Source organism: Echinicola salinicaeni (genome assembly GCF_014280965.1).
In the GTDB taxonomy this organism is placed as follows: domain Bacteria; phylum Bacteroidota; class Bacteroidia; order Cytophagales; family Cyclobacteriaceae; genus Echinicola; species Echinicola salinicaeni.
Genome location: NZ_JACODZ010000004.1, coordinates 226049 through 251831 on the forward strand (window position 1 = coordinate 226049; position 25783 = coordinate 251831).

The following is a 25783-nucleotide window of genomic DNA, read 5'->3' on the forward strand; positions in this document are numbered from 1 at the left end:
CTTTATTTTAATTAATCAAAGAAGTGTGTGGGTTTTTGGAGGTTGAATAATTATTGAAAACCTTTTTTAAAAAGCATATAGGATAAAAATGATAAAAGCACCTGCGATATATATTCACAGGTGCTGATAAGTAGTGAAAATAAATATGTCAAACTTGAGAAATCAATTATTTGATTTCAAATTTCTTGTTTCCAATATTGAAACCTTCAGAATAGATTTTAACTTCATAAATGCCTTCTGGGTAATCAGTTTCTTTCTGATAAAGGTATATTAACTTCTTTTGTGTATTGTCAAATAAAATGTCCTGTTTGGCAGTATAAAATTCTTCTCTACCATCAATGGTAAAGGTGCCGGATCCTTTAGCGATGTCAAAAATGACCTGGTTGTTTGGTGCTACCACCTGTACAAAGATGTCTTTTGTGCCAGGTTCAGCGACTTTGTTTTCAGCTATATCAAAGGAAATTTTAAGTTTTTCTAAATGCCTGTTTCTGAATGAACCCTCTCTTTCCTTGCCCCTGGAGTTGACAGCTGTTATGACGATATTTTCTGCATATAGCTTTTGGGCTATATTGACCTTTTCTTCGAGTTCTTCTTGTTTTAAGTTGAGCTGCACAATGCTATCTTCAATTTCAGCCTTGGATGTTTTAAGGTCTTGATTTTCCGTAAAGAGTTCCTCGTTGACCTGCTTCAGTCTGGTGATTTCTTGGTCTTTGTCGGTAAGTACAGTTGAAAAGCTGTCGATCCTTTTGTTCAAAGCGGCTATTTCAGAAGCCGATCGGTTTCTTTCAGTGTTACGCTCCTGAATTAATTGTTCCTTTAGCATAACCAAAGAGTCTACATTTCCCCCCAGCTTTTGTATTTCATTGATTCTTAAATCTAGCTGGTAGGCCATGGAATCAATTCGTAGGTTAAGATTGTTATTGTCCTCCGACAGGATGAGGATTTCTTCTGTTTTTTGGGACTTGTCAACACTGTCCAAATACAGTTTTACTCCACTGATGACTACCAGTACAAGTAAAACAATTATTAAAATGTTTTTCCCTTTTTCGTTTCGGGATGATTTTTCTTCGGGTAAATTAGTACTCATAATGTAGAACGTTAGGCCTTATTTGCACTATAATGACTATTTCAGATCTTTTTGATGAAAATTACTGGACTTCTAGGTATCACCTTAACCAAACCGGTTGGGATGTAGGTGAAGCAACAAATCCCATAAAGCAATATTTAGACCAAATTGCAAATAAAGATGTAAAGATTCTAATTCCGGGGGCTGGAAATGCATATGAAGCAGCTTATGCCTATAAGAAAGGTTTTAAAAATGTTCATGTTTTGGATATCTCTTCATTGCCTTTGGAAAAATTCGCAGCCAGTCACCCAGACTTTCCTTCAGGGCAACTGCTTCACGAAAATTTCTTTGAGCATAAAGGGCAGTATGATCTTATTATTGAGCAAACTTTCTTTTGCGCCTTGAATCCTTCACTCAGAAAAAACTATGCCATAAAGATGGCGCAGTTATTAAAACCTAAAGGGGAATTGAGAGGGGTATTATTCAATGTGGATTTTGGGAAATCCGGTCCACCTTTTGGAGGTGATAAAGGGGAATATCAAAAATGCTTTGAACCTGAACTCAGAGTCCTTAAGATGGAAAAGTGTTATAATAGCATCAAAGAAAGGGCAGGGGCTGAGTTGTTTTTTAAGGCTGTCAAAGGCTGAGCTTAATAGTTAAGGATATAATGTTTTTTATTGATTCCTTTCTTAAAAAACAGGATGCCACATTCGTAAAAATCCATGCTCATGGTGACTTCCTCTTGTGTTTTGATTTGTTCCCAGGCTTTTTGCATTTCTGGAGACCAATTGATGTCTCCGATGGCTACGATACTATCATGATGCAAATTAGTTTTGATCAGTTCAAAGAAATGCAGGGTAGCCTCGTAGGTATGATGGGCATCGATCAGTACAAAGTCCAATAAAGTGATATCTTCTAAGAAAGGAGGGAAGCTTTCCTGTATTTTGCCCTCAATTAATTTAATGTTCTCAAAAGAAGAAAATGTGTTTTGTGCCACTTTAGCAAGTGAAGGTGCTCCTTCAAAAGTGAATAACCTTCCTTGTGTGACTTTGGATAAATAGCAGGTGTTGATCCCTACACAAGTCCCTAGTTCTAGAACAGTATTGGCAGGCGTCAAAGAACAAAAGTATTGGTAAAGCCTGGAATATTTGCTTGATGAGCTGCTGTGCCGTGTGATATCAGCAACTTTTCTGAGCTTGTTCTTTTTTAGATGAATAGAACCTGCACCGAAATCCTCAATGGAGATCACATCATTATTGGATAAAAGTCTTTTTTTTAGCTGAATCAGCTCGTCATCTATGGGTTGCTGTTTGCTGAAGGATTTTAAGCCTTCATATACTTCAAAAGCAAAGGGCGCCTGGAGAGAATGGCGGTCTTCCTTCAAAAGAAAATACCTTAGATAGGAAAAAAATGGATACAACCTTTTGAGCACGGTCTAATTGTCGAAGATGTCAGAAATCAGTTGAAATTCTGGAATTTCAACTGCTAGGACCTGTCCGTCTTGGAGGCGCTCCATATAAAATTCCCCCTTCATTTTGCCTAAGCCTGACCGAAGGTTACAGCCTGATACATAATGGTGGGATTTCCCAGGCTCTAAGACCGGTTGTTGTCCAACCACTCCATCTCCTTCAATAATTTTTGTAGACAAGCCGGCATCAAAAACCTCCCATTTTCTTCGTAATAGCTGTATGGTATGGGCACTATTATTTTCAATAGAGACTTTATAAGTAAAGACATAGTGGTGCTGATGCGGACTGGAGTATTCTGCTTGATAGGTGGCTTCTACGCTAACCTTAATACCTTGGGTGATTGCCGTAACCATTAAAAACTTTGTCTATCGGGATTTTTGTTCGAAATTAAGGGTTTATTCATAAATCTCAAGAGAATTAAAATAAATGAATGTTAAAATAAACGCGGATTGGAAAGAAAAGTTGGGTGATGAGTTTGAGAAACCCTATTTTGAAAGCTTGGCCTCTTTTGTGAAAAAGGAATATAACGAAAAAAAAATCTTTCCACAGGGTAGTGAGATTTTTAATGCTTTTGAAAAATGTCCATTTGAAAAAGTGAAAGTGGTCATCTTAGGACAGGATCCTTATCATGGCCCAGGGCAAGCTCATGGACTGTCTTTTTCCGTTAGGGAGGGAATGCCATTTCCCCCATCATTGATGAATATCTTCAAGGAACTGAAAAATGATTTAGCCTTACCCGTTCCGCCGCACGGTAATTTGGAGAGATGGGCAGAACAAGGAGTTCTATTGTTGAATGCAACACTGACTGTGGAAGCCCATAAGGCTGGATCCCACCAAAAGAAAGGTTGGGAGGAGTTCACTGATGCTGTTATTAGAAAGTTGGCTGAAGAAAGAGAAGGATTGGTATTTATGCTTTGGGGAGCTTATGCCAAGAAGAAGGCTGCCTTTATTTCAGATGCTAAGCATTTGAAATTATATGCGCCACATCCTAGCCCTTTATCTGCTCATAGAGGATTTTTAGGCTGTGGACATTTTAGCAAAACCAATGATTATTTGAAATCAAAAGGAGAAAAAGAGATCGAATGGTAAAAAAAAGGCGGCAAGAATATTTGTTCTTGCCGCCTTTTTTCTGGCCCCTGGGGCCATTTATTTCTTAAGATCAGTGGATTCCATTAAAGAACCTGTTCCATCTGATTTTACTGAACATGCTCTTGTGTTTATCCAATGATAGCCATAGGAACCATGCTTTTCCTACAATATGGTCTTCAGGAACAAACCCCCAGAACCTAGAGTCCAAGGAGTCATGCCTGTTATCCCCCATCATAAAATAATAATCCTGGGTGAAAGTATAGGTGTCTTGTTTTTGCCCATTGATAAAGACTTGGTTGGCTTCAATTCTCAAATCTTCAATACCTTCATAATTTTTAATGGTGAAGGCATATTTACGGACATTGTCCTCTGTCAGGTCTATGGTCCAACCTTTTGCAGGGACTTTAAGTGGTCCAAAATTATCCCTGTTCCAGCCATAGTAGGAACCGTCAGGATGGATGTCCGGATCACCATTGTCCTTTTCGTAAATTCGGATTTTAACTTCCTTGATTACAGGGGATTTTTCCAATTGTTTTGCTATGGTCGGCGTAGTAAATACTACATACATACCATTGAAAGGATGATAAGAGTCCCTGTTGATATCATATTCTTCAAAGAATTCCGCATTTAGCATCCTATTAGGAACCACATCATAGGAAAATTGCATCTCCTCGGGGTTTTCAGCAACTTGGTCATTGATGATAAGTTGGGCTTCATCTATTTTTACCACATCCCCAGGAATAGCGACGGCCCTTTTGATATAGTTGGTTTTTAGATCTACCGGATATTCAAATTCATCAGGATAGTTAAATACAACTACATCATTTCTTTCTACACTGCTAAAACCTGGAAGACGGTAATAGGGTAGCTGTATGGCGTCTGAATACGAAGGGATATTCGTTCCCCAGATTTTTTGATGGGTCAATGGGACTTGTAGTAATGTCTGAGGGGTACGGGTTCCATAATGCATTTTACTGACAAATAGAAAGTCCCCTACGAGCAGGGATTTTTCCATTGAAGCAGTGGGTATGGTAAAGGGTTCCAAAAATAACCACCTGATCAAACTGGCGGCAATGACCGCAAAAACCAAGGCATCCAGCCATTCCCTAACTGGGCCTTTTTTCTTTTTTTCTGAACTCATCTTGTACAATGATTAATTAGAATGTAAGGAAATCGTCCATTGACAATACTCCCTTTTTATCTTTGATCCACTCAGCTACCAAAACTGCGCCAAGGGCAAATCCTTTCCTGCTATGTGCTGTGTGTTTGATTTCAATATCGTCTATTTCAGACGAATAATTAATGATATGGGTCCCCGGAGCAGGGTCGATTCTTTTTGCAGTAATAGGGATAGATTGTTCGTTGCCGTTCAGTTCAGTGTCCAAATTCCAACTATTTACTCTGTCCATATTATTGATGATACCCTCTGCAAGGGTGATGGCAGTACCACTTGGAGCATCTTTCTTTTCTGTGTGGTGGATTTCTTCCATTTTCACTGAATAATCAGACTGATCATTCATGATTTTAGCTAAAAAGCTGTTGATCTTAAAGAAAATATTTACTCCTATACTGTAGTTGGAGGCATAGAAAAATGCACCGTCTTTGGCCAATGTTAGTTTTTCTATTTCACCTTTCTTATCCAGCCAACCGGTAGTTCCACTGATTACAGGGATCTGGTGGTCGATGGCCCAAGTTAAGTTTTTGAAAGCAGCATCAGGTTGACTGAATTCTATGGCTACATCTATTGATTTAGTGTCAAGTTGATCCAGTGTGTGTACATTGGATTCGTCAATCTTTCCAGCAATGGTATGGCCTCTTTCTTCTGCAATTTGGGAGATGATTTTTCCCATTTTACCATACCCAAGTATTAAAATATTCATCTGGTATTTAAAATTTTAATTTTATTGATATTCCTACTGAATTTCCACTGGCATACATGGATTCTACAGAAGGTTGAACTTTCAATGTCAGGTCATCAGAAACATCAAAACCTGAAAGGTGGGCATCCACAATGGCGTCCACGATATTTAATGCATAGATGGCTCCAAAAATCAAATAAGTAGCATCCCTGTTTCTTCTCCAATAATCGACATTCCTGATCAGACCATCTTCATTAAGGTTAGGAAAAAGGTTTTCCGTACTGTCATCATCATCACGGTAAATGATCAAAGCTTCCTTAAAAAGCTGGTACCTGCGATTATTGAAGTCCACAAAGTAAAGATTAGTTATGATTCCACCATAAATAATCGGTACTTTCCATGGTTTTTCATTATAAACTTGTCCAGCTCCGGGAAGAATGGCCGATAATAATGCTGCTTTTTTTGGGTTTTTGGCGTCCTTATTTAGCGTAATCTCTTGTTGATCGGTAGTGTCTGTTTCAATTGGCCTGATTTCTTGTCCCAAACATTGGATTTGGAATAGCGGCAATAAAACAAAAACAGCAATAGTTTTCGGATTGTTAACTATTGCTTTTTTTATTTCCTCAACTAAACATTTGAGATAAGAATGACACACTTTTATATGATTTCTAGTATTTCCAGTATTCTGTTCAGATCATCTGCAGAACCAAAAGGGATTTTGATTTCTCCTTTGTCTCTATGATCCATTTTTAAGCTTACCCTGCTGCCTAGATGAGAAGCCAATCTTTGTTGAAGCTTGCTCAGCTCATATTTTTTGACAGGGTCCAATTCTGGTTTTTCAGCTGTGACAGTTTCCTCTTCAGGTCCATTGTGTAAAGCTTTTACTAAAGCTTCCACTTTACGGACGCTCAACTCTTCCTCAATGGTTTTTCGGTAGATGGCAAGCTGTTTGTCAACCTCTTCGATATTGATCAATGCACGGGCATGGCCCATGGATATTTTTTTGTCTCTAATACCTGCTTGTATATCCGGCGGGAGTTTGAGCAGTCTAAGATAATTGTTGACCGTGGTTCTGTTTTTTCCTACTCGATCACCCAGCTGTTCTTGCTTTAGGTCACATTCAGCCAATAATCTTTGGTAGGAATGGGCTATTTCAAGTGCATTAAGGTTTTCCCGTTGGATGTTTTCAATCAGGGCCATTTCCAACATCTGCTGGTCATTGGCCGTCCTGACATAGGCCGGTACGGATTCTAATCCAGCAATTTTGGATGCTTGGAACCTTCTTTCACCTGAGATTAATTGGTATTCATTGTCCGCTAATTTTCGGACTGTAATAGGCTGAATAATGCCTTGAACTATGATGGAGTCTGCAAGTTCCTGCAGGGCATCTTTGTCGAAATGGGTTCTTGGCTGATAAGGGTTTACCTGAATTTCCGCCAAAGGAACCTCATGGATTCCTGCAGCAGGAATTTCTACCTCCCTTTCTTCCTTTTTATTTTCATTTTTAGAAGAATCTTCCAATAAAGCACCCAATCCTCTTCCCAGTGCCTTTTTCCTTTTTATGGGTTTTTGATTATCAGCCATGATGTGTAATAGGTTAATTCATTTTTACCAAGCCATTGCGCTCCGCAATTTCATTGGCTAAATTCAAATAGGACAGCGCTCCTTTGCCTTCGGCATCGAAAGCTATCACGGGAAGTCCAAAACTAGGAGATTCACCTAGCTTTACATTTCGCGGGATAATAGTTTCAAAAACCATGTTTTTAAAATGTAGCCGAACCTCTTCTACAACTTGGTTAGAGAGTCTCAACCTAACATCGTACATGGTCAATAATATGCCTTCAATCTCCAGATCAGGATTAAGTCTGGTCTGGATGATTTTAATGGTGTTCAATAGTTTTCCGAGACCTTCCAAAGCAAAGTATTCACACTGCACAGGAATGATGACAGAATTAGCTGCAGTAAGGGCATTGATGGTGATTAGACCCAAAGAAGGTGAACAATCAATGATGATGAAGTCATATTGATCTTGGATCTTACCAATTACCTCACGCATTTTTTCTTCCCTGTTATCCAGGTTGATCATTTCTACTTCAGCACCTACTAGGTCAATATGTGATGGCACCAAGTCCAAGTGTTCAATGTCAGTATGGTAGATGATGGAATTGATATCGACTCCATCAACCATGCATTCATAGATACTGTTGTCTATTTCTTTGGGGTCTTGTCCCAGTCCTGAAGTAGTGTTGGCCTGTGGGTCAGCATCAATCACTAGAGTTTTAAACTCCAGAACAGCCAAGCTGGCTGCTAAATTCATGGCTGTGGTTGTTTTACCCACGCCGCCTTTTTGGTTGGCAATAGCTACTATTTTTCCCATTGTATTGGTGTCAAATGGTCATGTTAGTTTTGGTACAAAGCTTTGACATTTCTAAAACAGCCTTATTAATGCTTTACTAATCCTTTAGAATTCTAAGCCCTCGGGTAAAATCATCCCGCAAATTACTTAAAATTCACTAGAATTTAATAATAATTAAATCAATTGGGTATCAATCAATATAATTCTGCCAAAATGCCAATTTCACGCTACACAAAGATATAAGTTTAATTTTTACATGAAACAGTTTGTTTTCCACATAGGCTTGTGGATACTCAATAACTGGTTGATTATTAATTTTCTGCGGGGTTTATTTTGTCCTGAAATCTATTGAAAAAACATGGTTATGCCCTGAAAATGGAGCAATATAGTAGGAATGCCGAAACCAAAATTCTTGAAGAAATGGGTGCTTATTGGTACAAATAAAAGTAAAGAGGAGGGGTCCGTTCAATAGGGGTAAACTAAAAGGAGGAACGGTTTTACCATTCCTCCTTTTAGCATTTCGTCCCAAATAAGGCTTTGCTTATTTTCTTTTTTTGCCAGCTTCGGCAGCTTTCATGGCTTCTTCCAATCTTGTTTGGAACTTGGACTTTTTCTTATTGGCATTTTTCTTTTTGTTGTCTTCAACTTTCTGACGGATTTTGTCATCATCCACAAAACGCTTGATCAAAGCTTGCTGACCAAATGTGACCATATTGGAAACAAAATAGTAGAAACTCAAAGCCGCAGGATAAGAGTTAAGGACAAACATGAAGGTTACTGGCATGATATAACCAAGGTTCTTCATCGGTCCTTGCGCAGCCGTCAACTGGTTGTTGAAGCGTGTATAGACGATTTGGGAAACTGTCATCAACAAGGTGAAAAGACTCACGTGACTTCCATAAAAAGGAATGGTAAATGGTAGGTTGATGATGGAGTCGTAAGTCGAAAGATCATGCGCCCAAAGGAAAGGTTCTTGCCTTAATTCGATTGAGTTAGGGAAGAAGAAGAACATGGCAAATAGGAATGGCATCTGCAACAACATCGGCAAGCAACCACTTATCGGGCTTACTCCCAGTTGTCCAAAGAGCTTCATTTGCTCTTGTTGCATTTTTGTAGGATCGTCTCCGTATTTTTCCTTGAGTTCATCGATTTCCGGCTTGATGACCCTCATTTTGGCCATTCCAATATAGGACTTGTAGGTCAAAGGGAAAAGGGCTGCCTTAATGATGAATACAATCAGAATAATGATAATTCCATAGTTGGAAAAGAGTTTCTCCAATACATGGAACAAATTGACAATGATGTATTTGTTGACCCAGCTAACAAAGAAGTAGCCCATGTCCACGTTCCTCTCAAATTCAGGACTTACCTTTTTTAAGAGTTTGTAATTATTAGGACCAAAGAAATAGCTGTTATTGGCTTGGCCATTCACCATATTTATTGAAAGGCTGGCTGTCATATCCTTAACTGACATGGTGTCTGTAGGAGTGGCTTGCACTAGATTGACATCCGAGAACTGGTCATCGGCGATCAAACCTGCACTAAAGAAGCGCTGTTTAAATGAAACCCATTTTACTGGAGTAGCAAGTTGCTCGTTGTCCTCATCAGAAGAAGCACTCAAGTTATCAAAATCACCTTCTTTGGTGAAATAGTTTATATGTGTTTTCCTTCTAGATTCACTGATATCGGCTTCCTGCTTTTTCAGTTTATTGTCCCAAGTAATGGCAATTCGCTGATCAGTCAAGCTGTTGATGCCATTGGCTGAGATACTTTGGGCAAGCGTATATTTGTCCGATTGAAGTGTATAAATCCTTTTGATACTACCAGAGCCTGTATTGGCGGTGAAAGTAAGTTTCTGAGCAGCATTATCTTCAATGGTGGTATTTTCAATACTGGAATTGAAATAGAACTCATTTAGGCTGATAGGGCCTTTACTTGTTTGAAGCTGATAATCAATGGCGGCACTTTCCTCATCAATAAGCAGGAGAGGCTCTTTTGACCAGGTTTTAAAGTCTTTAAGTTCAACACTTTTTATCTCACCACCTTTAGAAGAGAAAATGATTTTTACCAAATCATTTTCTAAAACAACTTGCTCCTCATTGCCTGATACCAAGGCCGCAAATTCTCCATACTGCTGTTGGTTTTGGAGGTTTTGTAGGCTGTCAGGTAAAGTGACCGGAGTTGTTTCTGCCGCTTGAGGAGAAGGTTTCTCGGTTATGGCTTCTGTAGTAGTGGTACTTTGCTCATCTGTTACTGGCTGCGGTTCACTGAAAAAGAAAGTGTAAACCAAAAGCACAGCTGCGAAAAGGATAAGCCCTGTCGCTTGATTTCTGTCCATAATATTAGATTTCTGAAATCCGTAAAGGGGCCATTATAGCCCCTTCCGAAATTGTTTTAATTGTTATTCTTTTTATTGTCCAAAGTGGCCTTAATAAACCTTACAAATAAAGGATGAGGCTCTAATACGGTACTCTTATATTCTGGGTGGAATTGGGTCCCTACGAACCAAGGATGGTTTTCTAGTTCTACAATTTCCACTAATCCGCTTTCTGGATTGATTCCAGTAGCTAACATGCCATTGTCCTCGTATTGTTTCAGGTAGCTGTTGTTGAATTCATAACGGTGACGGTGTCTTTCCTGTATTTTAGTTTTGCCATAAGCAGCACTTACCTTGGTGCCTTTTTTAATGTCACAAGGATAAGAGCCCAAACGCATGGTACCGCCCATTTGTTCGATGTTTTTCTGTTCTTCCATTAAGGAAATTACAGGATTGGCAGTCTCAGGGTTCATTTCAATTGAATTGGCATCCTTTAATCCGATTACATTTCTGGCATATTCAATAACTGCCACCTGCATACCCAAACAAATACCGAAGAATGGAATGTTTTGTGTACGGGCAAATTTAACAGTTTCTAATTTCCCTTCAAGTCCTCTTTCTCCAAAGCCAGGGGCTACCAAGATGCCGTCCAACTCGCTGAGTTTTTTGGTGACATTGTCTACATTGATTTCCTCTGAGGAGATAAGGCTCAGGTTTACTTTTGTTTCACAAGCAGCTCCTGCATGGGTAAAGGATTCAATAATGGATTTGTAGGCATCTGGCAGAGAGACATATTTTCCTACTAAGCCAATATTGACTTCTGAAGTCGGGTTTTTAAGTTTGCCCAAAAACTCTTTCCAATGCTCCAGTTTGGTGTCTGATTTGGAAGGTAGTTTCAGCTTGGTCATTACCCGCTCATCCAGTTTTTCTTTTTTCATGTGTAAAGGTACATCATAGATGGTCTCTGCATCCATGGCCTCAATTACACAGTTTAATTGAACATTGCAGAAAAGAGCGAGCTTTTTCTTGACATCTGCAGGTAAATGGTGTTCTGAACGACAAACCAAAATGTCAGGCTGGATACCTGCTTCCAACAACTGCTTCACAGAGTGCTGGGTAGGTTTGGTTTTTAATTCTTTGGCTGCAGAAAGATAAGGGATCAAAGTAAGGTGTACTACCAAGAAGTTGTTTGGTCCAAGGTCCCAACGTGCTTGTCTTACTGCTTCTATAAATGGAAGAGATTCGATGTCACCCACGCATCCACCAATTTCGGTGATGACAACATCGTAATTGCCTTTTTCCCCTAGTCTATAGAAGCTGTTTTTGATTTCATCTGTAATGTGAGGGATGACCTGAACTGTTTTTCCCAAGAACTCACCTTTACGTTCTTTAGTAATGACATTATTGTATATCCTTCCTGTGGTAACATTATTGTCTTGGGAGGTATTGGTGTTCAGGAATCTTTCGTAATGCCCAAGGTCAAGATCAGTTTCTGCACCATCCTCAGTGACATAGCATTCTCCATGCTCGTAAGGATTAAGTGTTCCTGGATCGATGTTAAGATAAGGGTCGAATTTTTGAATGGTTACCTTGAAACCTCGGGATTGTAGCAGTTTTGCTAAAGAGGCTGCAATGATTCCTTTACCTAATGAAGAAGTAACTCCCCCTGTAATAAAGATATATTTGGTGGGTGATGCCATAAGAATATTATAATGTTTTGTTTGAATTCCTATGGGGCTCAAAATTAAATAAAATTATTGACTTGAGGGAGGAGGAATGGATTAAAATTTTGTTTCTCCTTCCAAGATAGCCCACAGGAATGATTTGTCACTAAATTGAGACTTGAATTATCTTTGTGCTTGATTGCTAAGGTATTAATGAAAAAATCAAAAGAGGCCATCCGCCGTGGCGGATGGCCTCTTTTGATATGCACAAGTGGCTGATATTATTTAGAGAAATCTTTTTTAAGTTCCTCAACATCCACGTTTTTGATTACAGGCTTAGCATTTAATTGCTTGATCTTGATTACACGCGTAACTTGTCTTTGCCTATTTCTTCTAGCTTTTCTCTTTAATGTAGTAACTGCCATATCTATTCGAGTTTTAGTTCTATTCCAAACGAAGGGCAAAGGTAGGGAAAATATTTGTATATTCATCATGATGTATTTGAAAAATAAGCAAGTGAGCGTGGCTACGGTCGTAAAATGTAGTTAATCTCAAAAAAAATAGCTGCTACTTCATAAACTATTTTAATTTTGCCGTTTAAATAAATAAAAATTAGCAAATGGAAATAAATACCATTGTCCGTTTACTACGAGAAAATGGCCGGGTTTGTCTTCAGGAAGGGGCCGGGAGAAAAATTGAATTGATCAACCCGGATCTTTACGATGAAAATCTTGACCAGTCGGCGATATATTTACTGACTGATTTGTTTCAAATTCGAGCCTTGGCAGGTCAGTTTTCTGAAATTGCCTTGGATATAGTGGAATATGCCACCAAACCAACCATTTATACTTCACTGGCCAGTCCATTATTGGTAAAGGGGCCTGTGGAAGAAGGGAAAGTGAAGTTCAGTATTTTGAAACAGGGATTTTGGAATAAAGTGGTTTTTAGTTTTAGTAGGCCGTTATTGTATAAAGAAGTTTTTGAGCAGGAGGAAGCGGGGACTGTCAAAGAAAAGTTTCCTTTGTTTCGATCGGATGTGAAGCGACTGTTTTTAAGTCCTGAGGGTGATGTCAAAATAGGTGATTAATGAATTTATCGAAAGAAATAGCAGCGATTGAAGTAATCAAGAGAGTAGGGACTTGTGCAGATGAATTGGGTGTGGATGCATATGTAGTAGGTGGATTCGTAAGGGATTTGTTATTAAAGCGGCCAAGCAAAGATATAGATTTTGTCTGTGTAGGCAGTGGGATAGAGCTGGCCAAAAAAGTAGCAGATTCTTTTGATCATCATGTGCCATTGTCGGTTTTTAAAAACTTCGGCACGGCCATGATTAAGTTGGATGATTGGGAATTGGAATTTGTAGGGGCCAGAAAGGAGTCCTACAGGCAGCATTCCAGAAAACCTATTGTCGAAGATGGTACATTGAAAGAAGACCAGGAACGAAGGGATTTTACTATCAACGCTTTGGCGATATCTATTAATCAGGCAAATTTTGGGGAATTGATAGATCCTTTTGATGGGGTGAAAGACCTCAAGAGAAAGATCATCAAAACACCTTTGGACCCTGATACCACTTTTTCTGATGATCCTCTTCGTATGATGCGTGCGGTACGTTTTGCTACGCAGTTGAAGTTTGATATTGAGCCTAGTACATTTGATGGCTTGATGAGGAATACCTCCAGGCTGGAGATCATATCAGGGGAGCGTATTATTGATGAGTTGAATAAGATTATCCTATCTGAAAAGCCCAGCTATGGTTTTAAACTACTTTTTGTAAGTAAACTATTGCATCAGTTTTTCCCTGAAATGGTAGATTTACAAGGGGTGGATTCGGTAGGAGACAAATCCCATAAGGATAATTTTTACCATACGTTACAAGTGTTGGATAATATCTGTGATTTTACGGATGATTTATGGTTAAGGTGGGCGGCCATCATGCATGATATTGCAAAGCCAGTTACCAAGAGATTCAATAAAAAAGTAGGATGGACATTCCATGGGCATGAGGATAAAGGGGCTCGAATGACACCCAAAATTTTCAGAAAACTCAAATTACCTATGGATGAGCGCATGAAATATGTGCAGAAATTAGTAAGATTGCATTTACGGCCAATCGCATTGGTCAATGATAAGGTCACAGACTCTGCGGTAAGAAGGTTGGTTTATGAAGCGGGAGATGATGTTGAAGATTTGATGAATTTGTGTAGAGCGGATGTGACTTCTAAGAATCCGAACAGGGTAAAGCGATTTCTGGCGAATTTTGATAAGGTGGAGCAAAAAATCCAGGAAGTAGAAGAGAAGGATCAGGTTCGGAATTTTCAACCCCCTGTATCAGGAGAGGAAATAATGGAAATTTTTGGTCTTTCACCATCAAAAATTGTCGGAGAAATAAAAGAAGAAATAAAAGAAGCTATATTAGAAGGTCAAATTGAGAACAATAAAGAACAGGCTATTCAGTTAATGTTTAAGTTGGCTGAAGCAAAGGGGATTACCAAAAAGGAAAATTAGTAATTGTATGAATAAGTTTAAATTTACCGCATTAGCGTTGTTTATGATCAGCTGTGGGGTGATGGCACAGGAAGGAAATTCAAATAGCCAACCCACAAAAATGGATAGCAGTCAAAAGGCTACTGACCAAGCAGCAATAAATATTTACCAAATGGCGCTGAGGTATAATGATCCAGCAGTGGCCAAGAGTAAATTATATGAGTTGATCGAGAAGTATCCCGGAAATCTGTTTTATGCAGAAAGATTATCAAAATTGTATTTTGAACTTGAACAGTATAGTTCTGCAGCCCTAGTGGCATTGGATGTGTTGAAGGCAGATGATGAAAATATTCCGGCATTGGAAATAGCGGCTTATTCATTGGAGCAGCTTGGAGCCTTGGATAGGGCTTTGCCGCATTTTGAGTCTTTACACTTACTGTCTGGAGACCTTTTTAGCTTATATAAAACTTCTTACCTTCAATATTCTTTGAAGAAATATGATGAAGCTTTGAATTCGGTGGATATGTTGATAAAAAACAATAAATCAGAAGAGGAGAAGCTGACCTTTCCTAAAAAGGATAACAGTACCCAGGATGTGAGCATGAAAGCAGCAGCCTTGAATTTGAAAGGGCTGATATACAAAGAACAGGGGAGTACTTCAGAAGCAAAAGCGGCATTTGAGGCTGCTCTGGCAAATGCTCCGGAGTTTGAGATTGTACAGGATAATTTGAAAGAGCTTAATTGATTATAGGTTAAGCAAGATATTGAATATGATAAGGCCACTCTATAAAGAGTGGCTTTTTTATTGCCAAGGAGTAAGGTTGTTCGAGCGAGGTAGGCTTTATTTATTTGGGTAGCTTTAAAAATGTATTGGGGCCCATATGGAGAAAAGAAAAAGCTCCAGAATGAAAAGGCTTCTGGAGCTAAATTGAAATGTATGTTTATTTTTGAAGTTTTATAGGGCTTTCGATCATTTTTCCGAATCTGGCCTTTGTTTTTAGACTATTGTCAAGGACTTTTCGGTCTAGGGTTTTTAATCTATCGCCACTGCTGATACCAGTGATTTGCTCAATGACACCTTTAAGCAAAACTTCATTCGTATCGCCAAATGGTAAAAGCCTATAAGCAAATTCGTTTATAGGAATGTTTGGGCTGAAGCCCTCACCGTATTCAGATTGATTTTGGCTATTGAAACTTTTAGAAACGATGGGAAGCATGCCATAGTCATTGTCTTCATTCTCTTCGTCTTCAATTGGTATGGATCCCACGTTTTTACCATAAGTGGTTTCGCCGACAATAACTACGTTTAGGAAAGGTTTTAGACCATTGATGATCAGTTCACTGGAAGAGGCTGTGCTGCCAGTTGCTATGACATAAATCGTGTTTGAACCAAGTAAACTCCCAATGTTTTGACTTTTGCTTTTGAATCGGTTGGTCAGCGAGGCTTCTCCATATAACTCTATATAATCAGGCTGTACATTGCTGTTATATTCTGTTTTGGAAAATATATCATTTTCGGTAGCGTTTGGAGCTATTAGGCTGGCTAAATTAACAGCGCTACTCACATAGCCTCCTCCATTATACCTTAAGTCTAAAACGAATTCATTGATGCCTTTCGCTTTAAAATCAGAAAATACTTCATCCAGTTCCTGGTTATACTCGGTATTGTCCCCAGGGGCAAAGAAATTATATACTAGATAGCCTATTTTTTTGTCACCAATGGTGTAAACAGAATCCATAAAGAGCGGGTTTTCTGAAAATATGGTCGTGCTTACCTCTACAGGATCTTCAATTGGTAAATAGGTTTCTTCACCATCATCGTATCTGTACATGTTAAGCGTATGTGTTTCTTCTGTTGCTCCTAATAAATCTTGGTAATTGTTTAGGGTGATTTGGGTATCATTTATGCCCACAATTACATCATCTCTTTTAATTCCGGCGGCTTCTGCAGGGCTGCCTTTTTTAACATAAAGCACTACGGCTATGACGTTATTGTTGGCTTCACTTTCTCTAAAGAGTGTGTATTCATAACCAGCTTCTTTGCTGGTGCCTTCTAGGGCGCTCAAAAGTTCTTGAAAGTTGGGGTAAATAATGGAAAAACGATCCTGATTTACCAAAAGCTCGTTGAAATACTCTTCTGGATCGGACTCTTCATTGATGGGGTTATTCATACTAGCATGCCAGTAGTACCAATAGTCCATGTTTACCTGTATCCAATTGTTGATAATGACATTGGGGTTTTCAGGGGTGTTGTCATCTGGGTTAGAAGGCTTTTCTGAGTCCTTGCAGGAAGTGATGAAAATGGATAGGGATAAAATAAGAACTGTTAATATTCGAAAATTTCTTGTGGGGATCATAAGCATTGGATCTTAAATGAAAATAATATTCAAGAATTTACTTTATTCTACTCAACAAGAGTAGGGTTAAGCAAATATCAATTTAAGATTATTAACGAAATAAAAGTACTGGTTAGACTAAAAAAATGGAATTAATATATGGTTGTGGGGAAAGCTAGTAGCTGGAAGAGGAATTTTCTTGAGCCAAATCCAATATAATAAAATACCTTTTTTGGGGTATATGAAAAAAGTTTTAAGCTCATTAGTTTTGAAGATGTATTTATTGTTATTAAATGATAATCCAACAAGCGTGTAGTTTTCTGCCTCATTGTGTAAAATTGGGTAGGGATTTCTACAAGTGTAATTAGGTAGTTGTATTTTAATCGCCCAAAATAATCGTGTACAGTCAAACCTGGCTTGGTGGCATTTAAATTGTTTAATTGTTATAAAGTATAAAATATCTTACTGAACTGATAAGTTTTTTATTATGATTCAATTATTTACAAGTCTGATTTCATTTTTTGTTGGAATATTGGTGATTCCAATCATTATTAAAATCATTAAGAAAAAGAATATTTTGGATAAACCTGGAGGCAGGAAAATCCATAAAGAGGCCATCCCTTCCATGGGTGGCATAGGTATATTCCTAGCAATGCTCGCAGGATTAGCATTGTCTTTAAACCTTGAAGAATTAAGCCAGATTCGATTTTTGTTGCTAGGCAGTGGGGTGATGTTTGTATTGGGACTTCAGGATGACTTGGTTGAATTGACTCCTTTACAAAAGCTATTGGGGCAATTGTTCGCTATATCGATCGTGGTTGTCCTGGGTGATATTCGGGTTAGCAGTTTTTATGGCTTCTTAGGTGTGGGAGAGCTTCCGTTATGGTTGAGTTATTCACTGACCATTTTTACGGTGGTTGGTTTGACCAATGCCTTTAATTTGGTGGATGGCTTGGATGGGCTGGCAGGAACCTTAAGTTTGATCTCATTTTTGTTTTTAGGAGCTTGGTTTTTGTTGACAGGGTTTCATGTATATGGTGTGCTGGCCTTGTCTGTGTCAGGTGGGATTTTGGCATTTATGGTATATAATTGGCATCCTGCAAAAATTTTTATGGGGGATACAGGTTCTTTGACCATCGGATTTTTAATGGCTATTCTAGCAATATTTTTTGTTGAAGCGAATGGAGTGAAATTAAATGAAAACCATTATTTGAAATTTCAAGCACCGATTACAGCAGGTCTGGCATTGGTGTTGGTTTCTTGTATAGATACCCTGAGGGTTTTTGTGAAAAGAATCCGAAATGGGAAACCACCAATGGCGGCAGATAAATCTCACGTTCATCATTTTTTGATGAGGATGAATATGAGGCATGATCAAGTGGCTATTGTTTTGGGCTTAATCAAGCTTGGTTTTTTGTTCCTAGTGATCAGCTTTGCTTCCTATTCGGATAATTTATTGCTTCCAATGGTTGTTGGAGGGGTGATTGGGCTTTGCCTGTTTTTAGATGCTGTGACCTTGAAAAAGGTAAAGAAAATAGCCAAGTCCTCACCGAGGATTTTGGAACTAAGTTCATCCCAGCCTATGGACATGGAGCAAAGGCGGCGCAGAGAATCGGTTATGGAGAAAGAGACAGCTTAGCGATGATCCAATAATAAGCAATGCGGCCATCCTCATGGGATGGCCGCATTGCTTATTGAAAAAGGTGAGCCATTGATGTATTATAAGTTAATATAGTGTTTAAGTGTCATCCTGAAAATATTGGACTGTTTATAAATATTTTCAATGGGAGTGGAGGCGTATTGGTACATATAAATAAGGTCAAGTTTGACATTATTGTTTACCTGAAGGGTGGGGCCAAGTATTAATCTGTTTTGGTCAAATGGAGTAGGGACGTTTTTCTGTGTGCTCTTGATGAAAATTTCATCGCCGGCTTGAAGAGAAAGGGACTTGTCATTTGAGGGGGAGCTAATCAAGGGGATATTTACCATTAAACGGTAACGGAAGCGGAAATTTAATGGAGCCCTATAACTATTGTCCCCGTCTTTGATTTTAAAAGATCTTTCTTCAACAGATAATCTTTGTTTTAGCTTGGCTACTCCTGTTTGATGAGAATGGGAGATTTGTTGAAAAGGTCTTGATTCTATAATCGAGATTTTTTTACCTTGAAAGGAGCCAAGGTGTGCAAATCCAGCAGTCAGTTCCAGGTTTTTCTTCCAGTTGTAAATCAGTCCGGTTCTGGCGATATATTGGTTTCTTTGGCTGAGTTGGTGTTTGTATCTTATGCCAAAGTCAGATTTTAGGCTCCAGTTATCATTGAATTTGGTTTTGTTCCAATATCGAAACCATTGTTGGTTGCTGCGAATAACCTCCTTTTCCTGGGCATAGCTATTTTCAATGAAAAGAAGTATGAATAACACCAAAACAAAAACCAGTTTAAAGGGGGTGGTGTTAAGTGGGGGCGCTTGGATAATTCTTTTAGATGAAGTAATTATCATTTAGAAAAAGGTTTGATTGTTTATCAGGTATTTAATAATGCCGTAGCTGAGATTTTTTTGTTGATTTGATTCCATAGTTTGATCCTTTGATTTAGGGCTTGCTCAGCGATTTTTGCTGCTTCTTCCCATTTACGGCTGTCGTCCCCGCATAGTTCCGCGATCATTTGCATGGACAAAGGACCATGCTCGTCTCCATCTAGTTCGATGTGTCGCTTTAGGTAATAGCTTAATTTGCTGTAAGAATGCTGGTTTTCTTGCTCTGCCTGTTTGATGATCTCAATGAACATATCTGGAATCAGGTCTTCACGTCCAAAGGTGAAGGCTGATGCGATAAGATGGGCTTTGCCCGTTGCGATTACCTCAAAGGTAAAGTTGACAAAGTCCTTTACAGCAGGATCGGCATTGATCATTTCCAAGGCTTCTTTGACCGTGTGATTTTTATTGATCAGCTGCATAAACTGAATGATTTCACTGGTGTCTGCTCCTGCTTGTTCCATGGCATCTATGTACATTTCATAGTGGCTCTTAGGTTCTCCAAGTTCGTTGATGTCGCTTTCTTCACCATGCACGATTTCATTAATAAAGCGGCTTAGGCTTGGGTTGCTTGCAGGTGTCCAAGGTAAAGAAATTCCCGTAAGGTCTCTTTGCAGTGCTTTGAGCAAGGACATGAAGTCCCATACCGCATAAACGTGCAGTTTCATGAACACTTTGATGTCTTCTATACTGGAAAGGTTTGAGTATAGGGGATGCTGGGAAAGCTGGTCTTTTAAAGGTTTTATTTGTGCTTCAATGCGTTGAATTTCCTGCATACTATTGGTTTTTAGATGGAATGACTAAGTATAACGATTTAGCCATGATAATGTTTGGGTGAAAAACCGACTGCAAAATTACATAAAAAGCATTTCTAATAATAGTATTAAAGATAGTTAGTTTGGTCAATTGTCCAAACCGTTAAAAGGGTTGAAGCTACGTTTTCCGGTGCTCATACCTATTGCACGGCAAACTGTCTTGTTACCGTACTTTATATTGATTTTGTCCAAGGCTTGGTATAAGCGAATACTTTCCTCTGTGTCCTCAAAGAGATTGATTTGGTATTGCCCATGAACCAAGGCGCTAAAGCGAACACCTATTAAGCGTATAAGTAGGCGGCGGTTGTAGAGCTTTCTAAAGAGTTCTTTGACCACGGGAATTAAACTATGGTCTGCTGAAGAGTAGGGGATGCGTTGTTGCATGGTGTGGGTGTCAAAATCGGAATAACGAATTTTGATGCTTACACAACAGGTAAGTTGTCTGTTTTTTCTGAGCTTTGAGGCCAGCTGCTCTGTCATGGCTACCAAAGTGGCTTCCAACATCCTGACATCGATGGTGTCTTGGCTGAAGGTGTTTTCTGTAGAGATGGACTTGGCTTCACTGTAGGGGATGACAGGGCTTTTGTCTATTCCATTGGCTTTGTTCCAAAGTATTCTGCCGTTTTTGCCAAATGCACTTTCCAGTAATTCGGCAGGCATGGTTTGTAAGGTTTGGATTTTCTTTACTCCCATTTCATATAAGCTTTGGGCGGTTTTTTCACCGATCATGGGTATCTTTCTTACAGATAAGGGGGCCAAAAAGGGTTTTTCTGTACCCAATGGAATTTCTTTTTCATTATTAGGTTTGGCCTCGCCCGTGGCTACCTTAGATACTGTTTTGTTTTCAGAAAGCCCCAGGGAAATAGGAAGTCCACTTTCATTGATGATTTTTTGACGAAGTTCATGGGCCATTTTGAAACAGCCAAAGAATTTGTCCATTCCAGAATAGTCGATATAAAATTCATCAATGGATGATTTTTCAAAAAGCGGAACTTCTTCTCGTATGATTTCAGTGATTTCGTGTGATTTTTGACTGTATCGTTCCGTGTCGCCCCGTATGATCAAAGCTTCCGGGCAAAGCTGACGGGCAGTGCGCATGGGCATGGCAGAGTGGATGCCAAATATGCGGGCTTCATAACTGCAAGATGCCACTACACCACGGTCCCCTGTGCCACCAATCAGTATGGGTTTGCCGTTGAGTCTGCTGTCAAATAACCGCTCGACCGAAACGAAAAAGGAGTCCAGGTCCATATGGACGATGGTTCTAGTGTTATCTGTATTCATGATGTAAATTTAGTAAACATTAAAATGTTTATAATATAAACTAACGTGATATTGTTAGGCTAGGTTGGTGGAAAGTTGGACATTATGTGTCTCGATAATAAATAGGAGAGGTGGGCAACTTCTTGGTATTTTTGAATGTTTGGGGAAAACGAGTATTTATTTATAATATAGTGCAGCATAAAACATGGAAAGCATCAGGATTATAGATTACAGCGCAGATTTACAGCCTTATTTTGAATCGATTAATAAGGCTTGGATCATTGCGAATTTTACTTTGGAGCCAATAGATGTGGCTGTTTTGGAAAAACCTCAGGAAAATATCATTGATCAGGGAGGAACGGTGATATTTGCAGAGCTGGATGGGGAAATAGTGGGGACGGTGGCCTTAAAGTATTATGAGGAGGGGGTGTATGAAATGACGAAGATGGGGGTCGTTCCAGCTGCACAGGGGAAGAAAGTGGGCTGGAGCTTGGCCAAGGCCATTTTGGAAAAGGCCAAAACAATGTATGCAGAGAAGGTGGTATTGTATAGTAGTCGGAAATTAGTTCCAGCGATCAATATGTACCGAAAGCTGGGATTTAAGGAAGTGGTTCCCGAAGCAGGGAAATACAGCAGGTGTGATATTAAAATGGAAGTGGAGCTTTAATGATTGAATCAGGAAAACCAGAAATCATCATTCGTGAAGGGAGTATAGCAGAGGTACTCTCCTTAAGTGTAGCCATACCGGAGTTTAGTGATCCCTATGGGGATGACGTTTATGTAGATAGACTTAAGGGGAGGCCCAATCTGATTTTGGTGGCAGAATATGGGGGGAAGTTGGTTGGTTTTAAGGTGGGCTATGCCATGGATGATGAACAATTTTATTCATGGATGGGAGGAGTGCTTCCCGCATTTCGACGGAGTGGTGTTGCGGGGATTTTGGCAGACGTCCAAGCCAATTGGGCCAAGCAATCAGGCTATGAAAAGTTGGTTTTTAAAACAAGAAATATGCATAAAGATATGATTCGCTTTGCCTTGAAGCGGGGTTTTATGATTGCTGATATAATAAAAAAAGCTACAGTGGAAGAGTATAGAATTATTTTAGAGAAAAAAATCTAATTTTAATGAGCTTAAAATCAGATTATAAATGATATGAAAACCTTGGTATGCCCATAAATATTTGGTGAACGTTTGGAGCAAAAGGGATATCTTTCTACTTTTGCAGACCTAATCCTGCGCACGTGGTGAAACTGGTAGACACGCCATCTTGAGGGGGTGGTGCTCTTATGGGCGTGGAGGTTCGAATCCTCTCGTGCGCACAAAAAGGCCTTTCGGTATTTCCGGAAGGCCTTTTTGTGTTTTTTTGCCTAAAGGATTGTGGGTAACAAGTATTGAGTATCAAGTAGCAAAGGGGGAGAAAAGAATAAAGAGTAAAGAGCAGGCTACGTCATCGCGAGACCGACTGAGGGAGGGCGTGGCGATCTCGTGTTATGGAGAAGGTGTTCTATTTACCACTGTTCGTATTATTTATGGGGAATGGTCCACAGATGGATACGGATAAACACGGATAGGATTTTTTGAGCCACAGGTTCAATTCCTCGTTGTTCCGCATCAGAGCCGAGAGAACACTTGAAGAAGAATGCTTGGTTATAGTGAGAAAATTGATTTTTCCTCCTCCATCTGTGGTTCTCAACTTTTTAATACCTTATATTCTATACTTGAGAATACTTGCTCCTAACTTGGTAGTACAATGGAGGTCCCCGTATGAGTCAGTTCAAGATGGTCAGTAATGATGAAGAACAGTAAATGTTTTTATTCCTTGGGGCGAATTATTTTTTATGAACTTTGGTCGTGGGTATTACTGTAAAGCATAATCGGTTTAGTATGATTGAAAATGGAATTTTGACGGGAGTGCTGGAATCAGCGCTTGTTGAATTGTTTTGGTTTTCTTTCATTTTATTTCTTTTTATGAAAAGTAGGTTTCTTGCTGAAATATTTTTAATATTCTCTTTTTACTTTACTAAAAAAATAATTAAATAGCTTTCCGTTTGCGGCACCTATCGCCCTTAAAAATCAAAAAATCTCTAGTTAGTATGTTCAAAAATATTTCCCCCCTAGGTCTGTTAAAAAATGCAATAGTGGGAGGCTTCCTTATGGCCTTCAGTATTAGTGCGTTTGGACAAAATAATCAGGCAGCTTATAAGCAACAGGATTTGCCAGTGGCAGCCCGGGTGACTGATCTTCTGAATAGGATGACTTTGGAAGAAAAAGTTGGTCAGCTTTCCACACTGTTGGGTTGGGAAATGTATGAGAAAACCGGTGATGGGGCTGAAGCTAGTGAAGCTTTTAAGGAAGCTGTACAGGAAAGAAATATAGGGATGCTATGGGCAACATTGAGGGCCGATCCTTGGACTCAAAAGACATTGGAAACCGGATTGCAGCCCAAGCAAGCGGCCATAGCTACCAATGCCATGCAGCGATATGTGGTGGAAAACACCCGTTTGGGTATTCCCATGCTTTTGGCAGAGGAATGTCCACATGGACATATGGCCATTGGAACGACCGTCTTTCCTACCTCTATCGGTCAGGCAAGTACTTGGAATCCTGAGTTGATCCAGGAGATGGCTTCTGTCATTGCACTGGAAGCAAGGTTACAAGGTGGACATATCGGTTACGGTCCAGTGCTGGATTTGGCTAGGGAACCTAGATGGTCAAGGGTAGAGGAAACCTATGGTGAAGATCCTTATTTAAACGGACAGATGGGGATAGCCATGGTAAAAGGGTTTCAAGGTGAGTCCATCGCTTCAGGTGTTAATGTGATTTCTACCTTAAAGCATTTTACGGCTTATGGTGTCCCAGAAGGAGGGCATAATGGAACCAGTGTGAGTGTGGGAGAACGTGAACTTCACCAGAGCTATTTGCCTCCATTTAAAGACGCTGTTCAGGCAGGTGCACTATCGGTAATGACCGCCTATAATTCCATTGATGGAATTCCGTGTACTTCCAATGGATATTTACTCAATAATGTTTTGAGGGATGATTGGGGATTTGATGGATTTGTGGTTTCTGACCTTGGAAGTATCAGTGGATTGAAGGGAAGTCACCATGTGGCAGCGACTTTGGAAGATGCGGCCCAACTGGCCATCAATGCTGGTGTGGATTCCGATTTGGGAGGCTATGGATTTGATGAAAACCTTTATGCAGCTATACAAAGTGGAAAAGTGGATTTGGATATTTTGGACCAGGCAGTAGCTAGGGTTTTAAGATTGAAATTTGAAATGGGATTGTTTGAGAACCCTTATGTTGATCCTGAATTGGCAGCACAAAAAGTGAGGTCCCTAGCGCATATTGCTTTGGCAAGAAGAGTGGCAAAGGAATCCTTAGTATTGTTGAAAAATGAAAATGCTACTTTACCACTAAGTAAGAAGTTGGATAAAATAGCTGTCATCGGCCCCAATGCCGATAATATATACAATCAACTGGGGGATTATACGGCTCCTCAAGCCAATAGTAATGTGGTGACTGTTCTAGAAGGAATACAAAATAAAGTAGGGGAGCATGTTCAGGTCGACTATATCAAAGGTTGTGCAATACGCGATACCACGCAAAGCCAAATTGAGGAAGCTGCAGCTTTAGCGGCCAAGGCAGATGTTGCGGTGGTGGTATTGGGAGGTAGTAGTGCCAGGGATTTTGATACCGAGTATGAAGAAACTGCTGCAGCTAAAGTCAGTGAGACCGCAGAAGGGGAGTTGGTCAGTGATATGGAAAGTGGTGAAGGTTTTGATCGGATGACCTTGGAGATGTTGGGGGATCAGATTAAGCTGTTGAAAGCAATTCATGCAACGGGTACACCCGTGGTCTTGGTGACGATCAAAGGTCGTCCATTGAATTTGAATTGGGCGGATGAAAATATTCCAGCGATTTTGAATGCTTGGTACCCGGGCCAAGAAGGAGGGAATGCTATTGCTGATGTATTATTTGGCGATTATAATCCTGCTGGTAGACTTTCGATCTCTGTTCCGCGTTCGGTTGGGCAACTACCTGTTTATTATAATTATAAAAATCCTAAAAGGCATGATTATGTAGAGGGTAGTGCAGCGCCTCTTTATGCTTTTGGACATGGCTTAAGTTATTCCGAGTTTGAGTATTCTGACCTCAATATAGTAACAGAGGGAAGTGCGCAAGATGCCAAGGTAATCGTGAGTTTCAGCGTATCAAATACAAGTGAAGTTGATGGAGAAGAAGTAGTGCAATTATATATAAAAGATTTGGTCAGCAGCACTGTCAGACCATTGATGGAGTTGAAACGCTTTGATAAGGTTAATATTCCGGCAGGTAAGCAGGAAGCAATCCAGTTTGAGTTGACCTCAGAAGATTTACAGGTTTTAGATAGTCAAATGAATCAGCTTGTAGAGCCCGGTGCGTTTAAAATCTTGGTTGGAAGGTCTTCCAGTGATATCCGTTTAGAAGGGGATTTCCAATTGAACTGAATAAATATTTCTGGATAATCCAAATGGTATTGGGATCAGTTTA

At 39.5% G+C, this 25783-nt stretch carries 24 protein-coding genes and 1 tRNA gene; 10 read left to right on the forward strand and 15 right to left on the reverse strand.

All coding sequences use genetic code 11. From position 1 onward, the window contains the following. Nucleotides 1-166: 166 nt before the first annotated feature. Nucleotides 167-1087, reverse strand: coding sequence for a coiled-coil domain-containing protein (locus H7U17_RS08915; RefSeq protein WP_186756362.1), 921 nt, complete (start codon nt 1085-1087; stop codon nt 167-169). Nucleotides 1088-1119: 32 nt separating this feature from the next. Between H7U17_RS08915 and H7U17_RS08920 the strand changes: the two genes are divergently transcribed. After that, a complete protein-coding gene (locus H7U17_RS08920) occupies nt 1120-1713 on the forward strand; it encodes a class I SAM-dependent methyltransferase (protein ID WP_186756363.1) in 594 nt (197 codons plus the stop codon). Nucleotides 1714-1715: 2 nt separating this feature from the next. On the opposite strand, the gene H7U17_RS08925 is transcribed toward H7U17_RS08920, so the two are convergent. Both H7U17_RS08925 and apaG read right to left on the reverse strand, forming a co-directional pair. After that, nucleotides 1716-2498: an O-methyltransferase gene (locus H7U17_RS08925; RefSeq protein ID WP_186756364.1), complete on the reverse strand. Its 783-nt coding sequence runs from the start codon at nt 2496-2498 to the stop codon at nt 1716-1718. 3 nt (nt 2499-2501) lie between these two features. Continuing rightward, complete coding sequence (gene apaG / locus H7U17_RS08930; RefSeq protein WP_186756365.1) at nt 2502-2888, reverse strand: Co2+/Mg2+ efflux protein ApaG; 387 nt, start codon at nt 2886-2888, stop codon at nt 2502-2504. Nucleotides 2889-2961: 73 nt separating this feature from the next. Between apaG and ung the strand changes: the two genes are divergently transcribed. Next, nucleotides 2962-3624: a uracil-DNA glycosylase gene (gene ung, locus H7U17_RS08935; protein ID WP_186756366.1), complete on the forward strand. Its 663-nt coding sequence runs from the start codon at nt 2962-2964 to the stop codon at nt 3622-3624. Nucleotides 3625-3694: 70 nt separating this feature from the next. Here ung and lepB read toward each other — a convergent pair whose 3' ends face one another. The 8 genes from lepB to H7U17_RS08975 all read right to left on the reverse strand — a co-directional run bounded on the left by lepB (nt 3695) and on the right by H7U17_RS08975 (nt 12245). Continuing rightward, nucleotides 3695-4765, reverse strand: a complete 1071-nt coding sequence (gene lepB / locus H7U17_RS08940; protein WP_186756367.1) for a signal peptidase I — start codon at nt 4763-4765, stop codon at nt 3695-3697. A gap of 16 nt (nt 4766-4781) precedes the next feature. After that, nucleotides 4782-5504, reverse strand: coding sequence for a 4-hydroxy-tetrahydrodipicolinate reductase (dapB, locus tag H7U17_RS08945; protein WP_186756368.1), 723 nt, complete (start codon nt 5502-5504; stop codon nt 4782-4784). 7 nt (nt 5505-5511) lie between these two features. After that, nucleotides 5512-6027, reverse strand: a complete 516-nt coding sequence (locus H7U17_RS08950) for a DUF5683 domain-containing protein (protein ID WP_230981338.1) — start codon at nt 6025-6027, stop codon at nt 5512-5514. Between the two features lie 113 nt (nt 6028-6140). Continuing rightward, nucleotides 6141-7067, reverse strand: a complete 927-nt coding sequence (locus H7U17_RS08955; protein WP_186756369.1) for a ParB/RepB/Spo0J family partition protein — start codon at nt 7065-7067, stop codon at nt 6141-6143. A 13-nt stretch (nt 7068-7080) separates the two neighbouring features. Continuing rightward, entirely contained in the window at nt 7081-7860 is a 780-nt protein-coding gene (locus H7U17_RS08960) for a ParA family protein (RefSeq protein ID WP_186756370.1), read from the reverse strand. Between the two features lie 520 nt (nt 7861-8380). Next, the gene (gene yidC / locus H7U17_RS08965; RefSeq protein ID WP_186756371.1) at nt 8381-10177 is read right to left on the reverse strand and encodes a membrane protein insertase YidC; all 1797 of its coding nucleotides are present in this window, start codon (nt 10175-10177) and stop codon (nt 8381-8383) included. A gap of 56 nt (nt 10178-10233) precedes the next feature. Then, entirely contained in the window at nt 10234-11856 is a 1623-nt protein-coding gene (locus H7U17_RS08970; RefSeq protein ID WP_186756372.1) for a CTP synthase, read from the reverse strand. A 245-nt stretch (nt 11857-12101) separates the two neighbouring features. Beyond that, complete coding sequence (locus tag H7U17_RS08975; protein ID WP_186756373.1) at nt 12102-12245, reverse strand: hypothetical protein; 144 nt, start codon at nt 12243-12245, stop codon at nt 12102-12104. A 194-nt stretch (nt 12246-12439) separates the two neighbouring features. Here H7U17_RS08975 and H7U17_RS08980 point away from each other — a divergent pair, with 194 nt between their 5' ends. The 3 genes from H7U17_RS08980 to H7U17_RS08990 are packed head-to-tail and all read left to right on the forward strand — an operon-like array spanning nt 12440 to nt 15052. Further along, nucleotides 12440-12907: a hypothetical protein gene (locus H7U17_RS08980; protein WP_186756374.1), complete on the forward strand. Its 468-nt coding sequence runs from the start codon at nt 12440-12442 to the stop codon at nt 12905-12907. Continuing rightward, on the forward strand, nt 12907-14328 hold the full coding sequence (locus H7U17_RS08985; protein WP_186756375.1) for a CCA tRNA nucleotidyltransferase: 1422 nt from the start codon (nt 12907-12909) through the stop codon (nt 14326-14328). The genes H7U17_RS08980 and H7U17_RS08985 overlap by 1 nt, the downstream gene beginning before the upstream one ends. Nucleotides 14329-14335: 7 nt before the next feature. Next, nucleotides 14336-15052, forward strand: a complete 717-nt coding sequence (locus tag H7U17_RS08990; RefSeq protein WP_186756376.1) for a tetratricopeptide repeat protein — start codon at nt 14336-14338, stop codon at nt 15050-15052. Nucleotides 15053-15248: 196 nt separating this feature from the next. Here the strand turns inward: H7U17_RS08990 and H7U17_RS08995 are convergent, their stop codons facing one another. After that, the gene (locus H7U17_RS08995; RefSeq protein ID WP_186756377.1) at nt 15249-16664 is read right to left on the reverse strand and encodes a S41 family peptidase; all 1416 of its coding nucleotides are present in this window, start codon (nt 16662-16664) and stop codon (nt 15249-15251) included. Between the two features lie 466 nt (nt 16665-17130). Here H7U17_RS08995 and H7U17_RS09000 point away from each other — a divergent pair, with 466 nt between their 5' ends. Then, complete coding sequence (locus H7U17_RS09000; protein ID WP_186756378.1) at nt 17131-18282, forward strand: MraY family glycosyltransferase; 1152 nt, start codon at nt 17131-17133, stop codon at nt 18280-18282. Between the two features lie 80 nt (nt 18283-18362). Here H7U17_RS09000 and H7U17_RS09005 read toward each other — a convergent pair whose 3' ends face one another. The 3 genes from H7U17_RS09005 to dinB form a co-directional block, all read right to left on the reverse strand. Further along, nucleotides 18363-19139 (reverse strand): DUF2490 domain-containing protein, encoded by a 777-nt coding sequence (locus H7U17_RS09005; RefSeq protein ID WP_186756379.1) that lies wholly within the window; start codon nt 19137-19139, stop codon nt 18363-18365. 23 nt (nt 19140-19162) lie between these two features. Beyond that, entirely contained in the window at nt 19163-19948 is a 786-nt protein-coding gene (locus H7U17_RS09010; protein WP_186756380.1) for a DUF3050 domain-containing protein, read from the reverse strand. A gap of 126 nt (nt 19949-20074) precedes the next feature. Next, nucleotides 20075-21271, reverse strand: coding sequence for a DNA polymerase IV (gene dinB, locus H7U17_RS09015; RefSeq protein ID WP_186756381.1), 1197 nt, complete (start codon nt 21269-21271; stop codon nt 20075-20077). 184 nt (nt 21272-21455) lie between these two features. On the opposite strand from dinB, the gene H7U17_RS09020 reads away from it, so the two are divergent. From H7U17_RS09020 to H7U17_RS09035, 4 genes are all read left to right on the forward strand, one after another. Then, the gene (locus H7U17_RS09020) at nt 21456-21917 is read left to right on the forward strand and encodes a GNAT family N-acetyltransferase (protein ID WP_186756382.1); all 462 of its coding nucleotides are present in this window, start codon (nt 21456-21458) and stop codon (nt 21915-21917) included. Further along, nucleotides 21917-22369, forward strand: a complete 453-nt coding sequence (locus tag H7U17_RS09025; protein WP_186756383.1) for a GNAT family N-acetyltransferase — start codon at nt 21917-21919, stop codon at nt 22367-22369. The genes H7U17_RS09020 and H7U17_RS09025 overlap by 1 nt, the downstream gene beginning before the upstream one ends. A gap of 116 nt (nt 22370-22485) precedes the next feature. Next, nucleotides 22486-22569 (forward strand) — tRNA-Leu (locus H7U17_RS09030). A 774-nt stretch (nt 22570-23343) separates the two neighbouring features. Further along, nucleotides 23344-25740: a glycoside hydrolase family 3 N-terminal domain-containing protein gene (locus H7U17_RS09035; RefSeq protein ID WP_186756384.1), complete on the forward strand. Its 2397-nt coding sequence runs from the start codon at nt 23344-23346 to the stop codon at nt 25738-25740. Nucleotides 25741-25783 lie beyond the last annotated feature (43 nt).

Coding starts and splice junctions, on each gene's coding strand:
- H7U17_RS09000 (WP_186756378.1), top strand. CDS start 17,131: ATGATTCAATTATTTACAAGTCTGATTTCATTTTTTGTTGGAATATTG.
- H7U17_RS08985 (WP_186756375.1), top strand. CDS start 12,907: ATGAATTTATCGAAAGAAATAGCAGCGATTGAAGTAATCAAGAGAGTA.
- H7U17_RS08975 (WP_186756373.1), bottom strand. CDS start 12,245: ATGGCAGTTACTACATTAAAGAGAAAAGCTAGAAGAAATAGGCAAAGA.
- H7U17_RS08955 (WP_186756369.1), bottom strand. CDS start 7,067: ATGGCTGATAATCAAAAACCCATAAAAAGGAAAAAGGCACTGGGAAGA.
- dinB (WP_186756381.1), bottom strand. CDS start 21,271: ATGAATACAGATAACACTAGAACCATCGTCCATATGGACCTGGACTCC.
- H7U17_RS09020 (WP_186756382.1), top strand. CDS start 21,456: ATGGAAAGCATCAGGATTATAGATTACAGCGCAGATTTACAGCCTTAT.
- H7U17_RS08970 (WP_186756372.1), bottom strand. CDS start 11,856: ATGGCATCACCCACCAAATATATCTTTATTACAGGGGGAGTTACTTCT.
- H7U17_RS09010 (WP_186756380.1), bottom strand. CDS start 19,948: ATGCAGGAAATTCAACGCATTGAAGCACAAATAAAACCTTTAAAAGAC.
- H7U17_RS09025 (WP_186756383.1), top strand. CDS start 21,917: ATGATTGAATCAGGAAAACCAGAAATCATCATTCGTGAAGGGAGTATA.
- H7U17_RS08990 (WP_186756376.1), top strand. CDS start 14,336: ATGAATAAGTTTAAATTTACCGCATTAGCGTTGTTTATGATCAGCTGT.
- dapB (WP_186756368.1), bottom strand. CDS start 5,504: ATGAATATTTTAATACTTGGGTATGGTAAAATGGGAAAAATCATCTCC.
- yidC (WP_186756371.1), bottom strand. CDS start 10,177: ATGGACAGAAATCAAGCGACAGGGCTTATCCTTTTCGCAGCTGTGCTT.
- H7U17_RS08915 (WP_186756362.1), bottom strand. CDS start 1,087: ATGAGTACTAATTTACCCGAAGAAAAATCATCCCGAAACGAAAAAGGG.
- H7U17_RS08920 (WP_186756363.1), top strand. CDS start 1,120: ATGACTATTTCAGATCTTTTTGATGAAAATTACTGGACTTCTAGGTAT.
- H7U17_RS08960 (WP_186756370.1), bottom strand. CDS start 7,860: ATGGGAAAAATAGTAGCTATTGCCAACCAAAAAGGCGGCGTGGGTAAA.
- H7U17_RS09005 (WP_186756379.1), bottom strand. CDS start 19,139: ATGATAATTACTTCATCTAAAAGAATTATCCAAGCGCCCCCACTTAAC.
- apaG (WP_186756365.1), bottom strand. CDS start 2,888: ATGGTTACGGCAATCACCCAAGGTATTAAGGTTAGCGTAGAAGCCACC.
- ung (WP_186756366.1), top strand. CDS start 2,962: ATGAATGTTAAAATAAACGCGGATTGGAAAGAAAAGTTGGGTGATGAG.
- H7U17_RS09035 (WP_186756384.1), top strand. CDS start 23,344: ATGTTCAAAAATATTTCCCCCCTAGGTCTGTTAAAAAATGCAATAGTG.
- H7U17_RS08995 (WP_186756377.1), bottom strand. CDS start 16,664: ATGATCCCCACAAGAAATTTTCGAATATTAACAGTTCTTATTTTATCC.
- lepB (WP_186756367.1), bottom strand. CDS start 4,765: ATGAGTTCAGAAAAAAAGAAAAAAGGCCCAGTTAGGGAATGGCTGGAT.
- H7U17_RS08980 (WP_186756374.1), top strand. CDS start 12,440: ATGGAAATAAATACCATTGTCCGTTTACTACGAGAAAATGGCCGGGTT.